Annotated in this window: 18 protein-coding genes; 11 read left to right on the top strand and 7 right to left on the bottom strand. The window is 54.8% G+C overall.

Going from position 1 to position 20,330, the window contains the following annotated elements:
* Nucleotides 1-8: 8 nt before the first annotated feature.
* Complete coding sequence (yhdP, locus tag AAER43_RS20535) at nt 9-3,806, top strand: AsmA2 domain-containing protein YhdP (RefSeq protein WP_014885431.1); 3,798 nt, start codon at nt 9-11, stop codon at nt 3,804-3,806.
* 84 nt (nt 3,807-3,890) lie between these two features.
* Nucleotides 3,891-5,336: a metalloprotease TldD gene (tldD, locus tag AAER43_RS20530; RefSeq protein ID WP_023331419.1), complete on the top strand. Its 1,446-nt coding sequence runs from the start codon at nt 3,891-3,893 to the stop codon at nt 5,334-5,336.
* A 51-nt stretch (nt 5,337-5,387) separates the two neighbouring features.
* Here the strand turns inward: tldD and aaeR are convergent, their stop codons facing one another.
* Nucleotides 5,388-6,314: an HTH-type transcriptional activator AaeR gene (gene aaeR, locus AAER43_RS20525; protein WP_014885429.1), complete on the bottom strand. Its 927-nt coding sequence runs from the start codon at nt 6,312-6,314 to the stop codon at nt 5,388-5,390.
* 179 nt (nt 6,315-6,493) lie between these two features.
* Between aaeR and aaeX the strand changes: the two genes are divergently transcribed.
* The 5 genes from aaeX (at nt 6,494) to AAER43_RS20500 (ending at nt 11,471) form a co-directional block, all read left to right on the top strand.
* On the top strand, nt 6,494-6,697 hold the full coding sequence (aaeX, locus tag AAER43_RS20520; protein WP_003860416.1) for a p-hydroxybenzoic acid efflux pump operon protein AaeX: 204 nt from the start codon (nt 6,494-6,496) through the stop codon (nt 6,695-6,697).
* A 7-nt stretch (nt 6,698-6,704) separates the two neighbouring features.
* A complete protein-coding gene (aaeA, locus tag AAER43_RS20515; RefSeq protein ID WP_014885428.1) occupies nt 6,705-7,637 on the top strand; it encodes a p-hydroxybenzoic acid efflux pump subunit AaeA in 933 nt (310 codons plus the stop codon).
* A 5-nt stretch (nt 7,638-7,642) separates the two neighbouring features.
* Entirely contained in the window at nt 7,643-9,610 is a 1,968-nt protein-coding gene (gene aaeB / locus AAER43_RS20510; RefSeq protein ID WP_014885427.1) for a p-hydroxybenzoic acid efflux pump subunit AaeB, read from the top strand.
* An 89-nt stretch (nt 9,611-9,699) separates the two neighbouring features.
* On the top strand, nt 9,700-11,154 hold the full coding sequence (locus AAER43_RS20505) for an NAD-dependent succinate-semialdehyde dehydrogenase (protein WP_014885426.1): 1,455 nt from the start codon (nt 9,700-9,702) through the stop codon (nt 11,152-11,154).
* Between the two features lie 44 nt (nt 11,155-11,198).
* Nucleotides 11,199-11,471: a barstar family protein gene (locus AAER43_RS20500; RefSeq protein ID WP_014885425.1), complete on the top strand. Its 273-nt coding sequence runs from the start codon at nt 11,199-11,201 to the stop codon at nt 11,469-11,471.
* 67 nt (nt 11,472-11,538) lie between these two features.
* Here the strand turns inward: AAER43_RS20500 and yhcN (AAER43_RS20495) are convergent, their stop codons facing one another.
* The 3 genes from yhcN (AAER43_RS20495) to argR form a co-directional block, all read right to left on the bottom strand.
* On the bottom strand, nt 11,539-11,805 hold the full coding sequence (gene yhcN / locus AAER43_RS20495) for a peroxide/acid stress response protein YhcN (RefSeq protein ID WP_014885424.1): 267 nt from the start codon (nt 11,803-11,805) through the stop codon (nt 11,539-11,541).
* 111 nt (nt 11,806-11,916) lie between these two features.
* Nucleotides 11,917-12,180: a peroxide/acid stress response protein YhcN gene (yhcN, locus tag AAER43_RS20490; protein ID WP_014885423.1), complete on the bottom strand. Its 264-nt coding sequence runs from the start codon at nt 12,178-12,180 to the stop codon at nt 11,917-11,919.
* A 375-nt stretch (nt 12,181-12,555) separates the two neighbouring features.
* Nucleotides 12,556-13,026, bottom strand: a complete 471-nt coding sequence (gene argR, locus AAER43_RS20485) for a transcriptional regulator ArgR (RefSeq protein ID WP_008502836.1) — start codon at nt 13,024-13,026, stop codon at nt 12,556-12,558.
* Between the two features lie 397 nt (nt 13,027-13,423).
* Here argR and mdh point away from each other — a divergent pair, with 397 nt between their 5' ends.
* Nucleotides 13,424-14,362 carry a malate dehydrogenase gene (mdh, locus tag AAER43_RS20480; RefSeq protein ID WP_014885422.1) on the top strand — a complete coding sequence of 313 codons (939 nt, stop codon included), beginning with the start codon at nt 13,424-13,426 and terminating at the stop codon, nt 14,360-14,362.
* Between the two features lie 91 nt (nt 14,363-14,453).
* Here mdh and degS read toward each other — a convergent pair whose 3' ends face one another.
* The 3 genes from degS to zapG all read right to left on the bottom strand — a co-directional run bounded on the left by degS (nt 14,454) and on the right by zapG (nt 17,550).
* Nucleotides 14,454-15,521 carry an outer membrane-stress sensor serine endopeptidase DegS gene (gene degS, locus AAER43_RS20475; protein WP_014885421.1) on the bottom strand — a complete coding sequence of 356 codons (1,068 nt, stop codon included), beginning with the start codon at nt 15,519-15,521 and terminating at the stop codon, nt 14,454-14,456.
* Nucleotides 15,522-15,613: 92 nt separating this feature from the next.
* On the bottom strand, nt 15,614-16,981 hold the full coding sequence (degQ, locus tag AAER43_RS20470; RefSeq protein WP_023331415.1) for a serine endoprotease DegQ: 1,368 nt from the start codon (nt 16,979-16,981) through the stop codon (nt 15,614-15,616).
* Between the two features lie 170 nt (nt 16,982-17,151).
* Nucleotides 17,152-17,550, bottom strand: coding sequence for a Z-ring associated protein ZapG (gene zapG, locus AAER43_RS20465; RefSeq protein ID WP_010436126.1), 399 nt, complete (start codon nt 17,548-17,550; stop codon nt 17,152-17,154).
* Nucleotides 17,551-17,739: 189 nt separating this feature from the next.
* Between zapG and zapE the strand changes: the two genes are divergently transcribed.
* The 3 genes from zapE (at nt 17,740) to rpsI (ending at nt 20,031) form a co-directional block, all read left to right on the top strand.
* Nucleotides 17,740-18,864, top strand: a complete 1,125-nt coding sequence (gene zapE, locus AAER43_RS20460) for a cell division protein ZapE (protein WP_050861532.1) — start codon at nt 17,740-17,742, stop codon at nt 18,862-18,864.
* Nucleotides 18,865-19,194: 330 nt separating this feature from the next.
* Nucleotides 19,195-19,623 carry a 50S ribosomal protein L13 gene (gene rplM / locus AAER43_RS20455; RefSeq protein WP_003860434.1) on the top strand — a complete coding sequence of 143 codons (429 nt, stop codon included), beginning with the start codon at nt 19,195-19,197 and terminating at the stop codon, nt 19,621-19,623.
* Between the two features lie 15 nt (nt 19,624-19,638).
* A complete protein-coding gene (gene rpsI / locus AAER43_RS20450; RefSeq protein WP_003860436.1) occupies nt 19,639-20,031 on the top strand; it encodes a 30S ribosomal protein S9 in 393 nt (130 codons plus the stop codon).
* The last annotated feature ends 299 nt before the right edge of the window (nt 20,032-20,330 follow it).

Below are 20,330 nucleotides of genomic sequence, written 5' to 3'. Positions count from 1 at the left end.
AGAGATGCGTGAGGCGATTGCCGGGGATTTTATTGCTTACAGGGGCAACGCTGGTCGTGATTGTCGCGTTGCTCGTGAGCGGGCTACGCCTCGTTTTGCCGCATCTCGACAGCTGGCGTCCGCAGCTGCTGGCAAAAATCGAATCCACCACCGGTGTGCCGGTGGACGTAAGCCAGCTAAGCGCCAGCTGGCAAAATTTTGGCCCGACGCTCGACGTCCGGGATATCAATGCCAGCCTGAAAGATGGCGGCCATCTGAAAATCAAACGCGTGACCCTGGCGCTGGACGTCTGGCAAAGCCTGCTGCATCTGCGCTGGCAGTTTCGCGATCTCACCTTTTACCAGCTTCAGTTTCTGACCAATACGCCGCTAACGGGCGGTGAGGATAATCAGGGCCTGGAAGCCAACCGCTTCAGCGATCTCTTCCTCCGTCAGTTCGATCATTTCGATCTGCGCGACAGCGAAGTGAGCTTTATTACCCTTTCCGGCCAGCGCGCCGAACTGGCGATCCCACAGCTAACCTGGCTTAACGGCAAGAACCGACACCGCGCGGAAGGACTGGTGAGCCTGTCCAGCCTGAATGGCCAGCACGGCGTGATGCAGGTACGTATGGATCTGCGCGACGATGACGGCCTGCTAAACAACGGTAAAGTCTGGCTGCAGGCCGACGATGTGGACGTGAAGCCTTGGCTCGGTGACTGGTTACAGCAAAACATGCAGCTGGAAACCGCCCGCTTCAGCCTTGAGGGCTGGCTAACCCTGACGAAAGGAAAATTCGCCAGCGGCGATATCTGGCTCAAGCAAGGGGGCGCAAGCTGGAAGGGCGAAAATCAGCAGCATCAGCTTTCCGTCGATAACCTCACCGCGCATGTGACGCAGGAGAAAGAGGGCTGGCAGTTTGCTATTCCGGATACGCGCATCACGATGGACGGCAAGCCGTGGCCGCGCGGTGCGCTGACGCTGGCCTGGATGCCGGAGCAGGACGTGGGCGGCGCGGCCAGTAAACGCAGCGATGAGCTGCGTATCCGCGCCAGTAACCTGGATCTGACAGCCATCGAAGGCCTGCGCTCGATGGCGGCGAAACTCTCCCCGGATTTGGGCGAGATTTGGCTGGCAACGCAGCCGAGCGGCAAGATTGATGCGCTGGCGCTGGATATCCCGCTTCAGGCCACAGATAAAACCCGTTTCCAGGCCTCGTGGAACGATCTTGCCTGGAAGCAGTGGAAGCTGCTTCCGGGAGCCGAGCACTTCAGCGGCAAGCTGGAAGGTAGCGTGGAAAACGGCAGGCTGACGGTGGATATGCACAACGCCAAAATGCCTTACGAGACGGTCTTCCGTGCGCCGCTGGAAATTGAACAGGGCAATGCGGTGCTGAACTGGCTCCGTAATGATAAGGGCTTCCAGCTTGATGGCAGGCATATCGACGTCAAAGCCAAAGCGGTACATGCACGCGGCGATTTCCGCTACCTGCAGCCAGATGGCGATGAGCCCTGGCTGGGTATTCTGGCCGGCATCAGTACCGATGATGGTTCTCAGGCCTGGCGCTATTTCCCGGAAAACCTGATGGGGAAAGCGCTGGTCGACTATCTGAGCGGCGCGATTCAGGGCGGTCAGGCGGATAATGCCACACTGGTCTACGGTGGTAATCCGCACCTTTTCCCGTACAAACATAATGAAGGTCAGTTCCAGGTGCTGGTGCCGCTGCACAACGCCACCTTCGCGTTCCAGCCTGGCTGGCCTGCGCTGAAAAACCTGGATATCGAACTTAACTTCCTCAATGACGGCTTATGGATGAAGTCAGACAGCGTTGCGCTGGGCGGCGTGACGGCCAGCAACCTGACGGCTAACATCCCGGACTACTCAAAAGAGAAGCTGCTTATTGATGCCGACATTAACGGTCCAGGTAAAGCGGTGGGGCCGTACTTTGAGGAGACGCCGCTGAAAGAGTCGCTGGCGGCGACGCTGCAGCAGCTCCAGCTTGATGGCGATGTGAATGCTCGCTTACATCTTGATATCCCGCTTGACGGTGAGATGACCACCGCCAAAGGTGATGTCCGTCTGAAGAACAACAGTCTGTACATTAAACCGCTTGAGAGCACCCTGAAAAACCTCAGCGGGCAGTTCAGTTTTGTGAATGGTAACCTCAAGAGCGAGCCGCTGACCGCCAGCTGGTTTAATCAGCCGGTGAATATTGACTTCACAACCACTGAGGGTGAAAAAGCTTACCAGGTGGCCGTCAATCTGGACGGTAACTGGCAGCCTGCGCGTATGGACGTCCTGCCGAAGCCGATCGCGTCATCAGTGGATGGCGCGGTAGCCTGGAATGGCAAAGTGGCTATTGAGCTGCCTTATCACGCAGGCGTGCAGTATAAGGTCGACATCACGGGTGACCTGAAAAACATCCACAGCCAGTTGCCCGCGCCGCTGGATAAACAGGCCGGACAATCGCTGCCGGTGAAGGTCAACGTCGATGGCAACCTGAACAGCTTTGCGTTGACCGGAAATGCGGGCAGCACAAACCATTTCAACAGCCGCTGGCTGCTTAATCGCAAACTCACCCTCGACAGGGCTATCTGGACGACGGACAGCAAAACCACGCCGCCGCTGCCCGACCATGCGGGCGTTGAGCTCAATCTTCCGCCGATGGATGGCGCGGAGTGGCTGGCGCTGTTCCAGAAAGGCGTTGGACAAAACGTGGATGAAGCCGCCCAGTTCCCGCAAACCGTTACGGTACGCACGCCGTCGCTGATGTTGGGCGGACAGCAGTGGAACAACCTTAGCATTGTTTCTCAGCCCACCGCGAATGGCTCCAAAGTGGAGGCGCAGGGCCGGGAGATCAACGGCACGCTTACCATGCGTAATAACGCGCCGTGGCAGGCAGCGATTCGCTATCTCTACTACAACCCGGCCACCGCGAGTAAAGATCAACCGGCGAACACATCGCCGCTGAGTCAAGCCTCCCGCGTCGATTTTAGCGGCTGGCCCGATCTCCAGCTGCGCTGCGCGGAATGCTGGCTGTGGGGGCAAAAATATGGCCGTATCGACGGCGATTTTGCCATCCAGGGGAATACGCTTACGCTCTCCGGCGGCCTGGTCGATACCGGTTTTGGCCGCATGACGGCCGCAGGGGAATGGGTCAATAACCCGGGCGAACAGCGGACCTCCCTGAAGGGCGACATTAAAGGCAACAAACTGGATGCGGCAACCAATTTCTTTGGCATCACTACGCCGCTGCGGGGATCGTCATTTGACGTGAATTACGATCTTCACTGGCGAGACGCGCCGTGGAAGCCAGACGAAGCGTCACTGAACGGTATTTTAAAAACCCGCTTTGGCAAGGGGGAAATCGCCGATGTGAGCACGGGGCGAGCCGGGCAGATCCTGCGCCTGCTGAGTTTTGATGCGCTGCTGCGCAAGCTGCGCTTCGATTTCAGCGACACCTTCAGCGAAGGTTTCTACTACGATTCCATCCGCAGCACGGCGTGGATAAAGGACGGCGTGATGCATACGGATGACACGCTGGTAGACGGCCTGGAAGCGGATATCGCCATGAAAGGCTCAGTCAATCTGGTACGCCGTGAGCTGGATATGGAAGCCGTGGTGGCACCGGAAATTTCCGCGAGCGTGGGCGTGGCGGCGGCGTTTGTGGTGAACCCGATAGTCGGTGCGGCGGTATTTGCTGCCAGTAAAGTGCTGGGGCCGCTGTGGAGCAAAGTCTCGATTCTGCGCTATCGCATTACCGGTCCGGTGGATAAACCCCAGATTAACGAGGTACTGCGCCAGCCGCGCAAAGATGCACAGCAATGATTTGACGTGGGCAGGTAATTGCCTCACTCTCAATAAATACGATTTTTATACCGCCACGGGCGGCAACGAACGAGTAGCAATACGATGAGTCTGAACCTGGTAAGTGAACATTTGCTCGCAGCGAACGGCCTGAGCCATCAGGACCTGTTCTCCATTCTTGGTCAACTGACCGAACGCCGTCTCGACTACGGCGATCTCTATTTCCAGTCGAGCTATCACGAATCCTGGGTTTTAGAAGACAGCATCATCAAAGATGGTTCTTATAACATTGACCAGGGCGTCGGCGTGCGCGCCGTCAGCGGTGAGAAAACCGGTTTTGCCTATGCCGACCAGATTAGCCTGGCTGCACTGGAGCAAAGTGCGCAGGCTGCGCGTACCATTGTGCGTGATACTGGCGACGGCCGTGTGAAAACCCTCGGTGAAGTGTCGCACTCTGCGCTCTATACCAGTATCGATCCGCTGCAGAGCATGAGCCGCGAAGAGAAGCTGGATATTCTGCGCCGCGTGGATAAAGTGGCGCGTGCTGCCGATAAACGCGTGCAGGAAGTTTCTGCCAGCCTGAGCGGTGTTTATGAACTGATTCTGGTGGCGGCAACGGACGGTACGCTGGCCGCCGATGTGCGTCCGCTGGTGCGTCTTTCCATCAGCGTGCAGGTTGATGACAACGGTAAACGCGAGCGTGGCTCCAGCGGCGGCGGCGGTCGTTTCGGCTATGACTGGTTCCTGGGCGATGTAGATGGCGAAGCGCGCGCTGACGCGTGGGCAAAAGAAGCCGTGCGCATGGCGCTGGTGAATCTTAATGCTGTTGCGGCTCCCGCCGGGACATTCCCGGTGGTGCTGGGCGCAGGCTGGCCGGGCGTGCTGCTGCACGAAGCGGTGGGCCACGGTCTGGAAGGCGACTTTAACCGTCGCGGGACATCCGTATTCAGCGGTCAGATTGGACAGCTCGTCTCCTCTGAGCTGTGCACCGTGGTGGATGATGGCACCATGCCTGACCGTCGCGGTTCGGTGGCTATCGATGATGAAGGTACGCCAGGCCAGTACAATGTGCTGATTGAAAACGGCGTGCTGAAAGGTTACATGCAGGACAAACTCAACGCGCGCCTGATGGGCGTCGCACCAACGGGTAACGGCCGTCGTGAATCTTACGCGCACCTGCCAATGCCGCGCATGACCAACACTTACATGTTGCCGGGCAAATCCACGCCGCAGGAGATTATCGAGTCTGTAGATTACGGTATCTTTGCGCCAAACTTTGGCGGCGGCCAGGTGGACATCACCTCCGGTAAATTTGTCTTCTCTACCTCAGAAGCGTATCTGATTGAGAAGGGAAAAGTGACCAAAGCGGTAAAAGGTGCGACCCTGATTGGTTCCGGTATCGAAGCCATGCAGCAGATCTCTATGGTCGGTAACGATCTGAAGCTGGACAACGGCGTGGGCGTCTGCGGTAAAGAGGGCCAGAGCCTGCCGGTTGGCGTCGGCCAGCCAACCCTGAAAGTGGATAATCTGACGGTGGGCGGTACAGCGTAGTTTTTCACCGCCTCACCCTAACCCTCTCCCCAACCGGGAGAGGGGAAAGGCCTATTCTTTCCTTCTTCCCCGCATCCCCTGAAACAGCTCCGCCACGTCCACAAAATAGTCGGTCAGATAGTTGATACACACCTGCACTTTGAGCGGCAGCTTGTCCTTTTCGGTATACAGGGCGTAGACCGGGCGCGGATCGGATTGATAGCGAGGGAAAAGGATCTCCAGCACGCCGCTGTTGATCTCATTGATCACCCACATCAACGGGACGTAGGCGATCCCCGCACCGGCCACCAGCCAGCGCGAAATAGTCATCGGATCGTTAGTGACGAATCGCCCTTCCGGCAGCAGCCGGGTGGAGATCCCCTCCGGGGCAATCAACTCGAATTCATTGTCGGGTCGCACGCTGTACTCCAGCCAGGAGTGGTTGGTGAGATCCGCGGGTTTCTCCGGAACGCCGTACTGCGCAAGATAGCTTTTCGAGGCGCAGACAACCATCGGCATGCTGCCCAGTCGACGCGAGAAGAGGCTGGAATCCTGCAACGCCCCCACGCGGATCACCACGTCCAGACCATCGGCGATCAGATCCGGCGCCGGGATACCTGTCACCAGATTGACGGTAAGCCCGGGGTACTCCTTCAGCATATCCGCGGTCATGGCAGCGAGTACATTTTGTGCCATAGTTGAAGAACACCCTATACGGAGTGTGCCGATCGGGGTGTTGTTAAAGGCGTAGAGCTGTTCATGGACGTCTTGTACTTCGTGCATCATGCGTCGGCAGCCCTGATAGTAAATTTTACCCGCCTCCGTCAGCCCAATGCTGCGGGTACTGCGGTTGAGCAGCTTGACCTGTAGCTCATCTTCCAGTTTAGAGACCGTCTGGCTAATGGATGATACGCTCATCTGAAGCTGACGTGCCGCGGCGGTAAACGAACCCAGTTCAACCACTTTGGCGAAGACCGACATGCGTTTTAAACGTTCCATTGTTCACTCTGGCTTAAAAGTGATTTAGATCACATATTATAGATAACAGCATAACAGTTACGTTAATATATTATTAATTACATAACGGCTGCGCCATTCTCGCCCGACGTTTCTTGCTCTTCTGCGATGGCGTGCGCTAAAAAATTCTGAAGCCTGCACTCTCTCTTATCAAGGTCAACATGAGTCTGTTTCCCGTTATCGTGGTGTTCGGTCTGTCGTTCCCACCGATATTTTTCGAGCTACTTTTATCACTGGCGATCTTCTGGCTGGTGCGCAAGGTGCTGGTCCCTACCGGGATTTACGATTTCGTCTGGCACCCTGCATTGTTCAATACCGCGCTGTATTGCTGCCTGTTTTACCTGATATCGCGCATGTTTGTCTGAGGTTGATGTGAAAACGCTAACAAGAAAAATCTCCCGCACTGCCATCACGATGGCGCTGGTTATCCTCGCCTTCATCGCTATTTTTCGTGCCTGGGTCTATTACACCGAATCACCGTGGACGCGTGATGCGCGCTTCAGCGCGGATGTCGTGGCCATCGCCCCCGATGTGGCTGGTCTAATCACGGCGGTGAATGTTCACGATAACCAGCTGGTGAAAAAAGATCAGGTTCTGTTCACCATCGACCAGCCTCGTTACCAGAAGGCGCTGGAAGAAGCGGAAGCAGATGTCGCCTATTACCAGGCGCTGGCATCGGAAAAACGCCGTGAGGCGGGCCGCCGTAACCAGTTGGGCGTTCAGGCCATGTCCCGTGAAGAGATAGACCAGTCTAACAACGTGCTGCAAACCGTGCTGCACCAGCTGGCGAAAGCGCAAGCCACGCGCGATCTCGCTAAGCTCGATCTGGAGCGCACCGTGATCCGCGCGCCATCCGACGGCTGGGTCACTAACCTCAATGTCTATGCCGGGGAGTTTATTACCCGTGGCTCCACTGCCGTGGCGCTGGTTAAACAGAACTCCTTCTACGTGCTCGCCTATATGGAAGAGACCAAGCTGGAAGGCGTGCGTCCGGGTTATCGTGCGGAAATCACGCCGCTGGGCAGTAACCGCGTCTTCAAAGGTACCGTCGACAGTGTCGCTGCAGGGGTGACCAACTCCAGCAGCTCTAACGATACTAAAGGAATGGCGACGGTGGATTCCAACCTGGAATGGGTGCGTCTGGCGCAGCGTGTGCCGGTACGTATTCACCTTGATGAACAGCAGGGCAACCTGTGGCCAGCGGGGACCACGGCGACGGTGGTGATCACCGGTGAAAAAGATCGGGATGCCAGCCAGGACTCCTTCTTCCGTAAAATTGCCCATCGCCTGCGCGAGTTTGGTTAATCGCCATGGGTATCTTTTCCATCGCCAGCCAGCACATTCGCTTCGCCGTGAAGCTGGCCTGTGCCATTGTGCTGGCGCTGTTTGTTGGCTTTCACTTCCAGCTTGAAACCCCTCGCTGGGCGGTCCTGACGGCGGCAATAGTTGCGGCGGGTCCTGCCTTTGCCGCTGGCGGGGAACCCTATTCTGGCGCGATCCGCTATCGTGGGATGCTGCGTATCATCGGGACGTTTATCGGCTGTTTCGCAGCACTCACCATTATTATTCTGATGATCCGCACGCCATTGTTGATGCTGATGGTGTGCTGTATCTGGGCGGGTTTCTGCACCTGGATTTCGTCTCTGGTGAAAGTGGAAAACTCCTACGCCTGGGGGCTGGCGGGCTATACCGCGCTGATTATTATCATCACCATTCAGTCTGAACCTTTGCTCGCGCCGCAGTTTGCCGTGGAGCGCTGCAGCGAGATTGTGATCGGTATTGTGAGTGCGATTGTCGCTGACCTGCTTTTCTCTCCACGCTCCATCAAACAGGAAGTCGACCGTGAACTTGACGCGCTGATCGTTGCCCAGTACCAGCTGATGCAGCTGTGCATTAAGCATGGCGACAGTGAAGAGGTGGATAACGCCTGGAGCGGGCTGGTTCGCCGGACGCAGGCGCTGGAGGGGATGCGTAGCAACCTCAACATGGAGTCCTCGCGCTGGGCCCGTGCGAACCGCCGCCTGAAAGCCCTCAATACTGTCTCCCTGACGCTGATTACCCAGGCGTGTGAAACGTATCTCATCCAGAACACCCGTCCGGAAGCGGTCACCGATACGTTCCGTGAGCTGTTTGCCGAGCCGGTGGAAACCGTGCAGGACGTGCATAAACAGCTTAAGCGTATGCGTCGGGTGATCGCCTGGACCGGGGAGCGCGACACGCCGGTGACCATCTACACCTGGGTCGGGGCCGCGACGCGCTATCTGCTGCTGAAACGTGGCGTGATCGGCAACACCAAAATTAGCGCGGCGGAAGAAGAGGTCCTCCAGGGTGAAGTGGTCATCAAGGCCGAATCTGCCGAACGCCACCACGCGATGGTCAATTTCTGGCGTACCACGCTTGCCTGTATGCTCGGTACGCTGTTCTGGTTGTGGACAGGCTGGACGTCTGGCAGCGGCGCGATGGTGATGATTGCCGTTGTGACCGCACTGGCGATGCGTCTGCCTAACCCCCGTATGGTTGCCGTTGATTTCCTCTACGGTACCATTGCCGCCCTGCCGATAGGGGCGCTCTATTTCCTGGTCATCATCCCGTCGACGCAACAAAGCATGTTGCTGCTCTGTATTAGCCTGGCGGTGATGGCGTTCTTTATCGGCATTGAAGTGCAAAAGCGTCGCCTGGGATCGCTGGGGGCGCTGGCGAGTACGATTAACATCATCGTGCTCGATAACCCGATGACTTTCCATTTCAGCCAGTTCCTCGACAGCGCGCTGGGCCAGCTGGTGGGCTGTTTCCTGGCGATGATGGTCATTCTGCTGGTGCGAGATAACTCACAGGCGCGGACGGGGCGTGTGTTATTGAATCAGTTTGTTTCTGCCGCCGTGTCGTCGATGACCACCAATACCGCGCGTCGTAAAGAGAACCACCTCCCGGCGCTCTATCAGCAGCTGTTTTTACTGCTGAACAAGTTTCCGGGCGACATCGCGAAGTTCCGCCTGGCGTTAACCATGATTATCGCGCACCAGCGTCTGCGCAGTGCACCGGTGCCGATCAACGACGATCTCTCCGCCTGGCACCGTCAGCTGCGTCGTACCGCGGACCATGTGCTTTCCGCCAGCAGTGATGACAAACGTCGCCGTTACTTTACGCAGCTGCTTGAAGAGCTCGATATCTATCAGGAAAAACTTAAGCACTGGGATGCACCGCTTCAGGTCACCGAACCGGTAGGGCGGCTGGCGCTGATGCTGCGTCGCTATCAAAATGCCCTCACCGATAACTGACTGAAGTAAAAAAACCGACGCCAAAAGCGTCGGTTTTTTTGTGGCTATACTTATTCCAGCACGTTCTTACATTCAGAAAGGGAGGACACATGACGACCCAGGCGCTTCAGGACAATACCCTTTTTCAGACCGGCTATCTGGTTAACGGCCTCTGGAAACCGCTGGATACGACGTTTGATGTGCTTAACCCGGCTACCGGGGAAGTCATCGCCCGCGTCGCGAAAGCCGGCAAAGCAGAGACCGAAGCAGCAATTGCTGCCGCCACCCAGGCTTTCCCTGCATGGCGCGCCAAAACCGCGAAAGAGCGTTCGGCCATTCTTTACCGCTGGTACGAACTGATTATTGAGAATAAAAGCTGGCTCGGACGGCTAATGACCACCGAACAGGGTAAGCCCCTGAAAGAAGCGGAAGGTGAAGTGGAGTACGCCGCCAGCTTTATCCAGTGGTTTGCCGAAGAGGCCAAGCGTGCGAACGGTGAAATTATTCCGCCGATCAAACCCGGCTCGCGCATTCTGGCGACCCGTGAACCGATAGGTGTTGTCGCGGCTATCACGCCGTGGAACTTCCCGATGGCGATGCTCACCCGCAAGTTAGGCCCGGCGCTGGCAGCCGGATGCACCGGGGTAATCAAACCGGCCAATAACACGCCGCTCAGCGCTTTTGCGCTGCTGACGCTGGCAAAACAGGCCGGCGTACCGGATGGGGTACTCAACGCGGTCGCCGGGAATACGCACGAAATCAGCGACGCGATTATGGCCAGTCGGGACGTGCGAAAAATCTCCTTCACCGGCTCGACATCGGTTGGCAAAACGCTGGTGCGTAACGCCGCAGAAACCATGAAAAAAGTCTCGATGGAGCTGGGGGGAAATGCGCCGTACATCGTCTTTGAGGATGCAGACATCGACGCGGCTGTGAAAGGCGCGATCGCCAATAAGTTTCGCAATGCCGGGCAGGTGTGCGTAAGCGTGAACCGCTTCTATATTCAGGAAACCGTCTACGACAAATTCGTGAATAAACTCGCTGATGCGGTGAAGGCTCTGAAGGTGGGAAATGGTCTTGAGGACGGCGTCGTCGTCGGGCCGTTGATTGAAGGCGCAGCGGTCGACAAGGTACGTGAACATGTTGACGACGCTGTTGCGCGTGGCGCGACCGTGCTGGCGGGCGGTAAACCTCATTCCCTTGGCGGCAATTTCTGGATGCCAACCGTACTGGGGGACTGTCATGAAGGGATGAAGCTGGCAGAAGAGGAGACGTTTGGCCCGGTCGCGGCGTGCTTCCGTTTCACCTCAGAAGATGAAGTCATCCAGCGTGCCAACAACACGCCTTATGGTCTGGCGGCGTACTTCTATACCCAGAATCTCTCGCGGGTCTTCCGCGTTTCACAGGCAATTGAAAGCGGAATGATTGGGATTAACGAGTGCGCCGTTTCCACAGAGCTGGGGCCCTTTGGCGGCGTAAAAGAATCCGGCCTGGGGCGTGAGGGATCGGTGCTGGGGCTGGAAGAGTATCTGGAAGTTAAAACCCTGCATATCGGGGGATTATAATAGATGGAGCGGCATCTGCCGCTCGCCTGGACTGGTGGCTGGTAATGAAAACCTATACCTTTGATTTTGATGAGATAGACAGTCAGGAAGACTTCTATCGGGAATTTACTCGGGTGTTTGATCTTGAACGGCAAAGCGTGACGAATCTGGATACGCTGTGGGATGTGGTAACCGGCAGTCTGTTGCCGCTACCGTTGGAAATAGAGTTTATCCATCTGCCCGATAAGCTGCGCAGACGTTTCGGGGCGCTGATATTACTGTTCGATGAAGCGGAAGAAGAGCTGGAAGGACAACTGCGTTTCAATGCTCGCCACTGAGCAAGCCATAAAAAAGCCCCTGACCATCAGGCCAGGGGCAAGTCGTATGATGAGATACGACGAGGGTTTATTTATACAGTTCTGCCGTGGCATGCCAGTGGTCACCCTGATTCAGTTCGGTGACGCGATAGCTGCTGGCGCCTGCTTTTTCAGCTTTGGCGGCAAGTTCCTGACGGATATCCATCGGTGAGCCGGTGACCGACGTGACGGATACGCTGCCCATACGCTGCAGATTTTGTGCCTGGTCGGCATTCACTTGCTGTACGGCTGCGCTTGCGCCGAAAGAGAGAACGGATGCCAGACCGAGGGTTGCGATGATCAATTTGGTTTTCATAGTCTTTACTCCTGGAAAAGGTTTTTTGCTCAACGGCGAGAAGGGTTGAACCGCTATTTTTATGCCTGGTGCCGTTGAGTGGAGAATTACATCTTCAGTGATAACTAAAACTTATTTGTACAGCTCTGCGGTTGCGTGCCAGTGGTCACCGGAACGCGCTTCGATGATGCGATAAGATGATGCACCTTTTTCTTCCGCTTTTTTGTTCAGCATTTCATGCATGTCCATTGGCGACGTGCCGACTGCACCGACCGAAACCGTACCGATTGCTTCACGGGATTGTGCCTGGTCAGCATTAATAGCGTCAGCCGCGAAAGCACCGAAGGACAGGACAGACAGGACGCTCAGCGCCGCTACAGTAGTTTTGATTTTCATGATTCTTACCTCGTCGAATTTTTTAGTGAGGTCTTGTTTCGTGACCCTCATCACAAAATCAAGTATACACTAATAACGGCAAAAATTAATACCAGACTAATGGTTTCCTGTGTTATTACGTGTTAAATACACCGTTTTTTATAACCAAAATGCATAATATTGAGTGATTATTGAGCTTTATGTGTGGTTAAATCTAAGAAAATCATATGGATATCTGCTTTTGATTTTTTGTGCGATTTTTTGATTTATCATTCACCAGATGAATGTTAATAGGCGGTAAAAAGCACTATTTGTTAAAACCAGAGACAGTGGAATGCAGGGGAAAACGAGGCTGGAGCAGGATGTTCCCCGTAGCAGCGCTACGGGGAGAGAGGATTACAGTTCCTGTTCGAACAGAACCAGAATCGCTTCGTGGAGATCTTTTACGGAGAAACCGCTGGCCGGGGTGGTAAAAATGGTGTCGTCGCCTGCGATGGTACCCAGGATGCCCTCCGTTTTACCTAACGAGTCCAGCATGCGGGCAATCAGCTGTGCGGCACCAGGGCTTGTGTGGATCACCACCACGGCGTCGTTATAGTCGATATCCAGAACCAGATTTTTGAGGGGGCTGGAAGTGGTCGGCACGCCAAGTTCAGCCGGCAGGCAATAGACCATCTCCATCTTCGCGTTACGGGTACGTACCGCGCCAAACTTAGTTAACATGCGGGAGACTTTCGACTGATTGATGTTATCGAAACCTTGTTCCTGCAGCGCCTGAACAATTTCTCCCTGAGAACTGAATTTCTCTTCTTTGAGTAGCGCTTTAAACGCCTTTACTAATTCTTCTTGCTTAGACGAGCTTCGCATAAGTCACCCGGAATATGACGAAAGAAACAACATTATTATGCATGTGGATGAATTTTTATGCAAATTATCTACTCAGCGCAAGGCTGAAATAATGTTATGAAAGGGAGTGATTTTATCAGATTTCGTTATCAGAAAACATGCCTGGGTCACGCCACGCAAATAAGCTTAAAAGTAAATTAAATGTTATCAAAATGATGTTGTTTTGGTGGCGGGGCAGGGTGTATTGTAACCACCTCTTAATGCGTTGCCTTCTGTCGTCAGATAGCCTTCTGATGAGAGATAAAGACGCGTGACCTCAAATTCTTTAGCTTCGAAAATTGTAATTAAAGACTTGCTGAATTAAGGTCGCGGCAACGGATTTACAGATACTTAAGTTAACCATAATAAGGAGTTTAGGATGAAAGTCGCAGTCCTCGGCGCTGCTGGTGGTATCGGCCAGGCGCTTGCCCTACTACTGAAAACCCAACTGCCTTCAGGCTCAGAACTCTCCCTGTACGATATTGCTCCGGTAACCCCAGGTGTGGCGGTTGACCTGAGCCACATCCCGACAGCTGTAAAAATCAAAGGCTTCTCCGGTGAAGATGCACGTCCTGCACTGCAGGGTGCTGACGTGGTGCTGATTTCTGCAGGCGTGGCGCGTAAGCCAGGCATGGATCGTTCAGACCTGTTCAACGTCAACGCGGGCATCGTGAAAAACCTGGTGCAGCAGATCGCTGAAGTCTGCCCGAAAGCGTGCATCGGCATCATCACTAACCCAGTGAACACGACCGTCGCTATCGCGGCAGAAGTGCTGAAGAAAGCCGGTGTTTACGATAAAAACAAACTGTTCGGTGTGACCACGCTGGATATCATCCGTTCCAACACCTTTGTTGCTGAGCTGAAAGGCAAACAGCCAACAGAAGTGGAAGTGCCTGTCATTGGCGGTCACTCTGGTGTCACCATTCTGCCTCTGCTGTCGCAGATCCCAGGCGTGAGCTTTACCGAGCAGGAAGTGGCTGACCTGACCAAACGTATCCAGAACGCGGGCACCGAAGTGGTGGAAGCGAAGGCGGGTGGCGGTTCTGCAACGCTGTCTATGGGCCAGGCGGCGGCACGTTTCGGTCTGTCACTGGTTCGCGCTCTGCAGGGCGAAAAAGGCGTTGTTGAATGCGCTTACGTTGAAGGCGATGGCGAACATGCCCGCTTCTTCTCTCAGCCCCTGCTGCTGGGTAAAAATGGTATTGAAGAACGTAAGTCTATCGGTACGCTGAGCGCGTTTGAGCAAAACGCGATGGAAGGCATGCTGGATACGCTGAAGAAAGATATCACGCTGGGCGAAGAGTTCGTTAATAAGTAAAACGAGCCAACTGCCGTAGGCCGGGTAAGCGTTAGCGCCACCCGGCAAAAAAAAACCGAAGCACTGACTGGCTTCGGTTTTTTTATGGCTGTCAGTTTGTTGCCGGATATTCCTGAACCGTCACATGCAGCGTCAGTTTTTTATCGTTACGCATGACTTCAACAGGGATGATCGAACCCGGACGAATTTCTGCCACCTGGTCCATCGTCTCCAGGGCAGAGACGGCCGGTGTGCCGTTAACCGAGACAATGACATCATTCACCTGAATCCCCGCGTTAGCCGCCGGACCGCCAGGCGATACCTCGTTGACCACAATGCCCTGAATCTGATCGATACCGCCGCCCTGGGTATGCATCGGTGCAATTTCGCGCCCACCAATGCCGATATAGCCGCGGATGACGCGCCCGTCGCGAATCAGCTTATCCATAATCTTGGTCGCCAGCTGGAAGGGAATAGCAAAGCCGATCCCCTCCGGCGTCTCGCCGTCGTTGCTCTTATCGAACGAGAGGGTATTGATGCCCATCAGTTCGCCCAGCGAGTTAACCAGCGCGCCACCCGAGTTACCGTGGTTGATTGACGCATCGGTTTGCAGGAAATTCTGCCGCCCTGACGGGTTAAGGCCAATTCGACCGGTTGCGCTGATAATCCCCTGCGTGATCGTCTGGCCGAGGTTGTAAGGGTTACCAATAGCCAGGACCACGTCGCCAATGTGTGGCGTGCGTTTGCGGTTAATCGGAATGACCGGCAAACCCCCGGTGGCATTGATTTTGAGCACGGCAAGGTCGGTCAGGCTGTCAGAACCCACCAGCAATGCTTCAAACACGCGGCCATCCTGCAGGGCAACGATGATTTGGTCGGCATCGTTGATCACATGTTTGTTGGTAATAATGTAGCCGCGCTCGTCCATAATCACCCCGGAGCCCAGCGTGCGGATCTCAAGCTGGTTATGGGCCGAGCTATTGAGGCCGCGGTTATAAACGTTAACCACGGCAGGGGCGGCACGGCGAACGGCCGTGTTATAGGTTGCTGGCGTTTCATCCGCGCTGTCGAACTGGGGAGCGGACAGTTTATTGAACTGACGCAAAGACGGCATCGCCAGCAGCAGCAGGCCAGCGACAATCAAACCGATAACAATGGAACGTAAGAGCTTTGAAAGCATGATGCGCGTGTCGTGATAAAAGGAACGATTTGCAGCATAACATGAGTTATCCGGACATCACACGCAGCGGTGATGTCCGGGATAGCAAATGCTTAGCGCAACAGAATGTAGATGGACTCATTGCCGCGCATCACCTGCAGGGCAATGACCGCCGGCTTGCTCTCCAGCACTTTGCGAAGTTCAGCGATGGATTGCACGCGATTACGGTTTACGCCAATGATGACGTCTTCCTGATGCAATCCGGCCTGCGCGGCAGGGCTGCTCTTCTCAACGGTGTCGATGCGAATGCCTTTCGTACCGTCTTTCAGTTGTCCGTCGCTCAACGTCGCCCCTTGCAGCGCAGGGGCGATAAGCTCCGCGCTGGCCGATGACGAGGTACTCTTATCCAGTGTCACTTCGACGTTCAACGGCTTACCGTCACGGATCAGACCGAGTTTCACCTTCGCACCGGGCTCAGTCGTGGCAATACGCGAGCGCAATTCAGCAAAGCTGCTCAATGGCTTATCGTTGAGGCTGACGATTACATCGCCTGATTTGATGCCTGCTTTTGCCGAGCCGGAGTTTGGCAGCACTTCGCTGACAAAAGCACCACGCTGCACGTTAATATTGAACGCCTTCGCAATATCCGCACTCATCTCCATGCCTTTGATACCCAACAGCCCGCGTTTGACTTCGCCAAACTGGATAAGCTGCTGTGCCAGCGTTTTGGCCATATTGCTCGGGATAGCAAAGCCGATCCCGATACTGCCGCCGCCCGGCGCCAGTATCGCTGTGTTAATCCCAATCAGCTCACCGTTAAGGTTGAGCAACGCCCCGCCGGAGTTCCCGCGGTTGATCGAGGCATCGGTCTGGATAAAGTTTTCCAGACCTTCCAGATTCAGGCCGCTACGTCCCAGCGCAGAGATAATGCCGGAGGTGGCGGTTTGTCCTAAACCAAAGGGGTTGCCCACGGCAACGGCAAAATCACCGACGCGGAGTTTGTCGGAATCCGCAATGGCAATCTGGGTCAGGTTGCTCGGGTTTTGTACCTGCAGCAGTGCGATGTCACTCTGGTCATCGCCGCCAATCAGTTTGGCGTCAAATTCGCGACCATCGTTCAGCTGTACGCTGATTTTATCGGCCTGGCTGATGACATGATTGTTGGTCAGGATATAGCCTTTGGCCGCATCAATAATGACGCCGGAACCCAGACCTTCAAAGGGTTGTGCCTGCTGGTCAGGGCCCTCATCACCAAAATATTTTTTCAGTTCTTCCGGTACGCGCTGGCTTTGTACTGCTGTGCCTTCAACCTGCACGCTGACAACCGCAGGCAACACTTTTTCCAGCATCGGCGCGAGGCTTGGAATGGCTGCTTGTCCCGGTACCTGTGAGGGCAACGCCGCACTGGCAGGGAAGGACGCCGAGAGGGATAACCCGACACTTAACGCTAAAGCGCTCAACAGCTGGTTTTTTTTCTTCATTGATGCTGACTCTCGTATCCTGGAATGAAAGAAGAACGGCCCAAAATCATGATGATGTTATTGAATTTTCTACCGCTGAACAATGAGGCGTTTGACTAAATAATAGCTGGGGACGGGAAGAAAGGACGGGCGCAAGGGATGCGCCCGTAAAATATATTCAGGTTGTGCGATTAATCGCGTTTTGCGCCACCGCGTAGCAGACCGGATGCGCCGTCAGAATAGTCACGAGGCATCTGAACCGGAGCCTGATCGTTACCGGCTTCCGAGTCTGCCAGACGGTTGCGGAACGGGTTCGTTTCCGCGGTCATTTCCGGCAGCAGGCTGCTGGAGCTCTTCGCCATATGCTGATACAGCTGACGGTAGTCGGTTGCCATATTGTCCAGCAGCTCAGCGCTACGGGCAAAGTGGCTAACCAGCTCTTCGCGATACTCTTCCAGCTCTGCTTTGTTCTTTTCCAGTTCGTACTGCAGTGACTGCTGCTGACGCAATTTGCGGTTACCGAAACGCATGGCCACAGCACCGATCACGATGCCGACGACTAAACCGATTAGCGCATATTCCCAGGTCATGAACTTCTCCCGTTGTCTTGTTGTTCCGTAGGGTGTTGGCTCGGCTCCTGCCTGTGCCTGATAATGCCACTATAACCGCTATTTCCGCAGAAGTGGAATCCTGACGTATCATCGCGTAGTGTAGAACGGCCTTTTTTTCATCAGTCACGCCTGCTGGTGAGCGTTAATTGAAGGAATAACAATAAGATTATGCAAAACCTGTCCCCTGCGTCGCGATATCAACAGGCCCTTAACGAGGGCACGCACCAACCAGATGATGTTCAACGTGAGGCGGTAAACCGCCTGGAGATGATTTATCAGGAACTCACGGCAAAACCCGCTGACGTTGATCAGAGCAGTGGGCTAAAAGCGGCATTTGGACGATTGCTCGGTAAAAAAACGCCACAGATTCAGGCTCCGGTGCGTGGTTTATATATGTGGGGCGGGGTCGGGCGCGGAAAAACCTGGCTGATGGACCTGTTCTATCTCAGCCTGCCTGGCGCACGTAAGCAGCGTCTGCACTTTCACCGTTTTATGCTGCGGGTGCATGAGGAACTGACCGCGCTGCAGGGCAAAAGCGATCCGCTGGAGATTGTGGCCGACAGATTCAAGGCGGAAACAGACGTGCTCTGCTTCGATGAGTTTTTTGTGTCTGACATCACCGACGCCATGCTGCTAGGCGGCCTGATGAAAGCCCTGTTCGCCCGAGGGATCACGCTGGTGGCGACTTCGAATATTCCGCCGGACGAGCTCTATCGCAACGGCCTGCAACGGGCGCGCTTCTTGCCCGCTATTGATGCTATCAAGCAACACTGCGACATCATGAACGTGGATGCCGGGGTGGATTACCGGTTACGCACGCTGACCCAGGCCCATTTGTGGCTTTCACCGCTCAATGCGGAGACTACCCGCGAGATGGATAAACTGTGGCTGGCGCTGGCGGGCACAAAACGTGAACATGCACCGACGCTGGAGATAAACCATCGCCCGTTGCCAACGCTCGGCGTCGAAAACCAAACGCTGGCGGTCTCCTTTACGACGCTCTGCGTGGATGCCCGTAGTCAGCACGACTATATTGCGCTTTCGCGTCTCTTCCACACCGTGATGGTACTGGATGTGCCGGTGATGACGAAACTGATGGAAAGTGAAGCGCGACGCTTCATTGCCCTGGTGGACGAGTTTTATGAGCGCCACGTTAAGCTGGTGGTCAGCGCCGAGGTACCTTTATATGAGATCTACCAGGGCGAGCGGCTTAAGTTTGAGTTCCAGCGCTGCCTGTCGCGCCTGCAGGAGATGCAGAGCGAGGAATACCTGAAGCGGGAGCATATGCCATAAATGCCACCCTCTCCCGTGGAGAGGGGCCGGGGGGGAGGTAAATGCTCCTCTCTCCCTGTGGGAGAGGGGCCGGGGGTGAGGGCACCAGACCACACAATACTTAACCCCGAAAAACCCATTCCAAATCACATTTAAGGGTCGATCTTTGACCTCAACTTCTCTATAATCTTGCGACCCCACGTTACGAGAAGGTTTTTTTCCCGAAACTTTCTATGTGTCGGCATGTGCTATTCGAAGGGGTAGGTTTGCCGGACTTTGTCGTGTGAACCTCAACTGACTAAACGTTTGGGTGTTCACCAACGTGTAACTTATTATTTGGGTAAGCTTTTAATGAAAACTTTTACAGCTAAACCAGAAACCGTACAGCGCGACTGGTATGTTGTTGACGCGACCGGTAAAACTCTGGGCCGTCTGGCTACTGAACTGGCTCGTCGCCTGCGCGGTAAGCATAAAGCGGAATACACTCCGCACGTTGATACCGGTGATTACATCATCGTTCTGAACGCTGATAAAGTTGCTGTAACCGGCAACAAGCGTACTGACAAAATGTACTACCACCACACCGGCCACATCGGTGGTATCAAAGAAGCGACCTTTGAAGAGATGATTGCTCGCCGTCCTGAGCGTGTGATTGAAATCGCGGTTAAAGGCATGCTGCCAAAAGGCCCGCTGGGTCGTGCTATGTTCCGTAAACTGAAAGTTTACGCAGGCAACGAGCACAACCACGCGGCACAGCAACCGCAAGTTCTTGACATCTAATCGGGATTATAGGCAATGGCTGAAAATCAATACTACGGCACTGGTCGCCGCAAAAGTTCCGCAGCTCGCGTTTTCATCAAACCGGGCAGTGGTAAAATCGTAATCAACCAGCGTTCTCTGGAACAATACTTCGGTCGCGAAACTGCCCGCATGGTAGTTCGCCAGCCGCTGGAACTGGTTGACATGGTAGAAAAACTGGATCTGTACATCACCGTTAAAGGTGGTGGTATCTCCGGTCAGGCAGGTGCGATCCGTCACGGTATCACCCGCGCTCTGATGGAGTACGACGAATCCCTGCGTTCTGAACTGCGTAAAGCTGGCTTCGTTACTCGTGACGCTCGTCAGGTTGAACGTAAGAAAGTGGGTCTGCGTAAAGCACGTCGTCGTCCACAGTTCTCCAAACGTTAATCCATTCTGCTTACGCAGAACGATTGGCGAAAAACCCGCTTCGGCGGGTTTTTTTATGGATAATGCGCAGGTTATCCACAATATCCATGCATATATCTTCTCTTTTTCCTCTTTTCCAGAATCCCCTCACCACAAAGCCATCAAAATCTGGTAAACTATCATCCAATTTTCTGCCCAAATGTCGGTGAATACTCGATTTTTGTTCGATTCCTGAACAATGTGTCTTCTCTGGGATGGGCGATACAACATCTGGCTGGCCCCTGTTGGGCCGGTAGCAGTAAAAATTCTGAATATACCTG

It is taken from the genome of Enterobacter sp. FUJ80071 (assembly GCF_038739915.1).
Classification (GTDB): domain Bacteria; phylum Pseudomonadota; class Gammaproteobacteria; order Enterobacterales; family Enterobacteriaceae; genus Enterobacter; species Enterobacter kobei.
Note: the sequence above shows the minus strand (reverse complement) of the source record. Positions and strands in the feature narration are given on the sequence as shown.

Bases quoted from the DNA above. Each gene is read 5' to 3' on its own strand.
- tldD (WP_023331419.1), top strand. From the start codon at position 3,891: ATGAGTCTGAACCTGGTAAGTGAACATTTGCTCGCAGCGAACGGCCTG.
- aaeR (WP_014885429.1), bottom strand. From the start codon at position 6,314: ATGGAACGTTTAAAACGCATGTCGGTCTTCGCCAAAGTGGTTGAACTG.
- aaeX (WP_003860416.1), top strand. From the start codon at position 6,494: ATGAGTCTGTTTCCCGTTATCGTGGTGTTCGGTCTGTCGTTCCCACCG.
- aaeB (WP_014885427.1), top strand. From the start codon at position 7,643: ATGGGTATCTTTTCCATCGCCAGCCAGCACATTCGCTTCGCCGTGAAG.
- AAER43_RS20505 (WP_014885426.1), top strand. From the start codon at position 9,700: ATGACGACCCAGGCGCTTCAGGACAATACCCTTTTTCAGACCGGCTAT.
- AAER43_RS20500 (WP_014885425.1), top strand. From the start codon at position 11,199: ATGAAAACCTATACCTTTGATTTTGATGAGATAGACAGTCAGGAAGAC.
- yhcN (WP_014885424.1), bottom strand. From the start codon at position 11,805: ATGAAAACCAAATTGATCATCGCAACCCTCGGTCTGGCATCCGTTCTC.
- yhcN (WP_014885423.1), bottom strand. From the start codon at position 12,180: ATGAAAATCAAAACTACTGTAGCGGCGCTGAGCGTCCTGTCTGTCCTG.
- argR (WP_008502836.1), bottom strand. From the start codon at position 13,026: ATGCGAAGCTCGTCTAAGCAAGAAGAATTAGTAAAGGCGTTTAAAGCG.
- mdh (WP_014885422.1), top strand. From the start codon at position 13,424: ATGAAAGTCGCAGTCCTCGGCGCTGCTGGTGGTATCGGCCAGGCGCTT.
- degS (WP_014885421.1), bottom strand. From the start codon at position 15,521: ATGCTTTCAAAGCTCTTACGTTCCATTGTTATCGGTTTGATTGTCGCT.
- degQ (WP_023331415.1), bottom strand. From the start codon at position 16,981: ATGAAGAAAAAAAACCAGCTGTTGAGCGCTTTAGCGTTAAGTGTCGGG.
- zapG (WP_010436126.1), bottom strand. From the start codon at position 17,550: ATGACCTGGGAATATGCGCTAATCGGTTTAGTCGTCGGCATCGTGATC.
- zapE (WP_050861532.1), top strand. From the start codon at position 17,740: ATGCAAAACCTGTCCCCTGCGTCGCGATATCAACAGGCCCTTAACGAG.
- rplM (WP_003860434.1), top strand. From the start codon at position 19,195: ATGAAAACTTTTACAGCTAAACCAGAAACCGTACAGCGCGACTGGTAT.
- rpsI (WP_003860436.1), top strand. From the start codon at position 19,639: ATGGCTGAAAATCAATACTACGGCACTGGTCGCCGCAAAAGTTCCGCA.